This is a genomic window from Salinimicrobium oceani (assembly GCF_012037645.1).
This window is the reverse complement of sequence record NZ_JAAVJR010000553.1, coordinates 1-471: the sequence shown is the minus strand read 5'-3', so window position 1 is coordinate 471 and position 471 is coordinate 1. Positions and strand designations below refer to the sequence as shown.

General features: G+C 41.6%; 1 pseudogene. It reads left to right on the top strand.

What is annotated here, in order from left to right:
* Window positions 1-124 precede the first annotated feature (124 nt).
* Window positions 125-471 (top strand): annotated as a pseudogene (locus HC175_RS18205) (peptidase M28); the annotation flags it as partial.

Sequence of the window (471 nt, the reverse complement as noted above, 5' to 3'; positions counted from 1 at the left end):
ATATGAGCTTTTAAAATAGGGAATATCTTTCGTTTTGTTCCTTTTTTTGAGGATTATTAGCAATTATTTATGATTTAGTGAATTGTTCCCGAGGAGCTGCAAAAGTTTTTGAATATATTTGAGGATGTCAAAATCCTTCCAGGCATTTATTGCTGTTCTCATTCTTATTTCAGGCGTAGTTTGGAGCTTCTATAATACGAGGCCTCAGGTAGATCTTTCCCGCGAAATACCTCCACATCAATTTTCTACAGCCCGGGCTTTGGAACATGTAAAGTCCCTGGCGAAAGAGCCGCATTATGTAGGTAGTACTGCCCATCGCTATGCCCGTAATTATATTGTTTCACAACTTGAGGCCATGGACCTGTTGGTTGAAACGCAGGAGGGATATACCCTTAACAAAATAGGGATCCTTACCCGGCCTCAAAACATTATGACGCGAATTCAAGGTTCCGGAACCGGAAAGGCGCTGCT